This window comes from Alteromonas sp. AO-Serp, assembly GCF_017849675.1.
GTDB classification, from domain to species: Bacteria; Pseudomonadota; Gammaproteobacteria; order Enterobacterales; family Alteromonadaceae; genus Alteromonas; species Alteromonas macleodii.
Genome location: NZ_JAFLMX010000054.1, coordinates 1 through 4,620 on the forward strand (window position 1 = coordinate 1; position 4,620 = coordinate 4,620).

The following is a 4,620-nucleotide window of genomic DNA, read 5'->3' on the forward strand; positions in this document are numbered from 1 at the left end:
CACATGCTAACGTAGTTCATTGCGCTGCGTTTCGTTACAGCACTTTTCATTACACCGCTCTTCATTACAGCACTTTTCATTACATTGTCTTGTTCGGCAGGGTCGATAAGTGGCGTTTTTGCCGCGGCTGCTTTAGGCGTAAATTCCACAGGGTTGTATTTGATGTTAAAGCCAAACACATCGGCGGGTTTATTTGATGCTACAGGCGCACCGTAGAATAATCGATTATAGGCTTTAACCATGCCCTCTACCGAGCGCCAGTTGGTATTCATTACCCAGCGGTAATCAGCCTGCCTGCCCGCCTTTAAATAGGTAAAAATATCGCCACCGCGAAAGCGATAAATCGCCTGCTTGGGGTCACCTATCATTAATAACGCACTTTCGTTAGCATTCTCAAGATTGGGATAAACTGCGTCTAAAATCGCGTACTGCTTTGCATCGGTATCTTGAAATTCGTCAATAAGTGCTACGGGAAATTTTTTGCGAAGTTCAGGCACAAGAGTATTATTTGGCTTCACCACCTCGTCGGCGAGCATGCGAATAAGATCGTCGAAGTCGATAACGCCAAGCTGTTTTTTCTGCTTTTCAACGCGGGACTTGATGAACGCAATGGCTTCAACCACCAGCTTGAATACAGGCACCTTACTAAGTGCCTTATCTTTCTCGCCAAACGCTTTTTTAAGCGCCCCTGCAAAGTCTTTTATAGGCGTTAAAATCTCTTTTACGCCTGATGAGTTTCGCGCATATCGGGTACCTTTAACAAAGGCTTCCGCTTCGGGCGGCGGAAGGTAATAACTTTGTTCATCTACGCAAGAGCGCAACCAAGCTTTAAGTGCAGCCAATTCCTGCGGCCGCTCTTTTTTATGGGCCGGTGTTTTGATGAGCTGTTCTACCAATAGCCCTTCATTATCCTCTACGCTTTGAAGTAGAGACTTCACGTAGGCTAAAGACGTGTGCGGCGCTTCATCTAACTGCTTTTTACACGCTGCCTCAATATCCTCTTCACTAAGCAATATTGGGGTCAGAGTACTTTTAATGCTGGCGTTAAACTCTCGCAGCAGTTTTTCAGGTGTATGCCAGCCAGACTCTGCCAGTAGCCTAAACTCGTCCTCACTTTTGCTAATTTTTCGAATGAAGTCTTCGGCAGCTTCAAGGTATAAGTCGCTGGTGTCATTGCCCAAATTAAGCGACATGGCAAAGCCACTGTTAAACGCTAACTGGGTAATAACATGCTGACAAAAGCCGTGAATAGTAAACACCGAGGCTTCATCAAGCTCCAGCTGCGCCGCTTTTAAAAGTGCCAAACTCTCGTCAATATCACAGCTATTAAATAAATACTGATAAACCGGGTCACAGCCACTGTCTATTTCATTGCCGTTATCTTTGGCTTGCTGCCAAATAAGGAGGGCTTCTCTTAGTGTTGCCGCAATACGCCCCTTTATTTCTTCGGTCGCGGCTTTGGTGAAAGTCATCACCAATATTTCTTTGACGGTGAGCTTTTTTTCAAGCAATAGACGCAGATACAAGCGCGTAATATTAAAGGTTTTACCTGTACCAGCGCTGGCCTCAATAAGGTGGCGCCCTTTTAACGGCATAGCGACTACATCGAGTAATTGCGCTTCAGTGCCGCTGTGGTCGTCGGTTTGCGGCTGAGATTGTTCGTCTATAGGGTTATCAGAGGATGTAGGGTTGTAACTCATAGCTTCTCCTCCTGAGACGCATTGTTGACCATGGCGAGCAGCACAAAAGCACTTAAATGCGGTATATCATTCCAACTCACGCCCTGAGGAAACAGCCAATGTAAGTAAGGGTTGCTTGCCATATCGGCGCTGAACTGCCCGCTACTTTGCTGCCAGTCGATTAATGCTCGCTGTAACTCTATCGTGTTAAAAAGTGCAGCGGCTTGATCCACCGCCTGTTTCGCTTTTTCATGTTTTTCATTTGTCGTTTCGCTAGCTACAGCGTTGTCTTTATCAGTGAACGGGCACATCTCGTCAATTGCATGTTGAACTTGTCCAAGTATCGCTTTGTCGGTTTCACTAGTCCCGTCCGCACTCTCTAGTAACGCATGCAGAATGTCGGTAATCATCTCAGGCTTTATGCTTTCCACTACAGGCTTAGTGTCTGAATTTCTGGTTCCGGGCATAAACGTACCGAACAAACTTAAATGAATAGGTGTCGGCGCCGTGTAAACTGCCATATAAAGCTGTTCAATAAAAAAAAGTAAACGCACAGCAGTTTCCCGGTCGTAAGCGGGGAAGCGCTGCTTTTTCAAAATGGTTTCGCCCTTTTCCCAGGCACACGAATAGATATCCAGCGGATAGTTGCTGTAGCTGGTTTCTTCATCGCTGCTTGAAAAAACTAATTGTGAGATGAAGAAACCCAAAGCGCGATGTGCGTCAATCTTGCCTGCACAAAGCTCGACTAGCGCGTCACTGCCTAATAAAGCCGATGAAGTAAAGGTGATGTATTTGCCTTGAAAGTGCGCTTTTTTAGGCTCCGCGTCATGAGGGCCCATGGCCTGACTCAGTGCCAACGCCCCTTCTTTCCACATGTCAACTTCATCTCTGGCAACGGGGTTATTGGGAATATCCCCTCTAAGCGACGCAAACGTGATCACTTTTTCACTATAGGAAAGAGAGGTGACATCATCTTTCTCTGGCGCAACGCGCTCTGCAGACGAAAAGATAGCGTCGAGCACCTGGTAGCGCAGCAGCGCATTGGTTTCAAACGGCTCGCTATTTTCAAGTAGCGTAAACGATTGAGACAGATTCACACCAAGGCGTTGTACGGAAAAATACTCCAGCGGATCTTTGAAAGCTCTCGCAATTTGAATACCTGATAAACGAAGCGATTGCGTTGAAAGCGTATCAGCTGATGGCGCTAGCGTTGACGTATCCGCGTCATTGGTAGAGTCATTGTCTGCTTCGTCGGTATTTAATTTCGTTTTTTGTAACGCGTCAGCTAACCGTAACCACCCTGTTTCGTAGCTCGGCAAGGTTCCCGTAAAGCCTTCTTCACTGAACGGGTGTAGCGGCGCGTTAACGCTGTACTTAGATAAATCCAGTGCGTAGCTGTTTGCTAACATATCCATGAACTCAGCCAATACCAGACTGGGTTGTCGCTCACTATTATTAGTAACATCGTTTCCTTGGTAGCTTAAATATAAGCTCTCTCTGGTGGAAATAATGGCTTCGAGGAATAAATATCTGTCCTCCAAACGTCGTGAGCGGTCACCAATTTGGCGGCCAGCACCTGCCATTAAATCGAGACCCAGCGGGCTTGATTTTCTGGGGAATTCACTGTCGTTCAGCCCCAAAATGCACACTTTTTTAAATGGAATGCTACGCATTGGCAGCATAGAACACACCGTAACCTGACCGGTCATAAAGTGGTTACCGGCATCTGGCGACGAGAATCGATTGAGTAGCAGGTCGCGAACCTGACGAAGGGTGAGTTCGTGTTCATAACCTGCCTCTTCGCATCGTGCAGCAAGATCGGCAGCAACTTTGGCGATAAGATCCCAACTTTGCTGCTGCTCTTTTATCGGCATAAAACACGCATCTCTAAGCGATATTAAGGCTTTAGACCACTGCGCGGCAGTCCTTGGGGCTGTTAATACTTGGGCAAACTCACCCAACAGCGCCACAACGTCAATAAGCTTGCCTAGCGTAAGCGCACTTTGTCCTTCAACGTCGGGAATAGTAAGTAAGTCACTCACTATGACTTCACTATCTGGTGCAAGCATACCCATAAGTAATCGACGTATTCCCCACCACCAGCTGTAAGTGTCGTCTAGATCAACACCTTCTGAAACGGCCGTTTTATGGGCGCTATTAAGACCCCAATGAATATGAGCTTGTTTTAGCCAAACCACCATTTGCTCGATATCATCTTGTGACACTGAGAAACGCTTTTGCACTGAATCTAGCTGCAGATAATCCATAATGTCCGACACACCAAAGCGGCTATCGGGCAGCTGTAACAGCGCCATAAACGCCGCAATCAACGGCTCTGCATCCATTGGGCTTCTATCTGCAATGGTACAAGGAAGCCTAACCTGCCCACTGCCAGCCAAAGCCTTAGTACCTACTCTGTGAAATACAGCATCAACAAATGGCGCGTAGTTTTCGATGGCCGGGCACATCACCAGAATATCAGATGGGGTGCGCGTTTTATCTTGAGATAACCAGTGTAACAAGTGGTCGTGTAATACCTGCACTTCGCGAAGTGCGGAATGGGTACACATGATAGTAACGCTATCGTCTTTTTCTCTTAAATCATGAGTAAGTGGCTTCGGTTGAGCGGCTTGCAATATATCGTTGTGAATATATTCGAGTAGACCATAACGGTGAACGTTCTCACCACTGTTAGAAGCCTCTTCAAAATCCGGTGAATCAAACGCACTAATCTCAAAGGTATCTAGCTCAGTAATTAAGTTGAATAGCTCTCTGCCCTGTTTACCTAAGTTGCCAAGCAGCGGGTTTGACTGATCTTCTTCCATCCATTTCTTAAGGCCTTCTAAGCGCAATAGCTTCGCCTGTTCACTACTGCTTTTCGCTTCCCCCCAATAATTAATGCTAGGATTTAAGTGAAATATATGAATATCAATGTGCTGCG

The 4,620-nt window shown here is 46.5% G+C and carries 2 protein-coding genes; both read right to left on the minus strand.

Annotated elements, in window-relative coordinates:
- A partial coding sequence (locus QVA83_RS04805; RefSeq protein ID WP_287498184.1) for a UvrD-helicase domain-containing protein occupies window positions 1-1,700 on the minus strand: 1,700 nt, incomplete at its 3' end.
- Window positions 1,697-4,620 (minus strand): exodeoxyribonuclease V subunit gamma (locus QVA83_RS04810; RefSeq protein ID WP_287498185.1); only part of this gene is annotated, 2,924 nt, incomplete at its 5' end. The genes QVA83_RS04810 and QVA83_RS04805, both read right to left, overlap by 4 nt.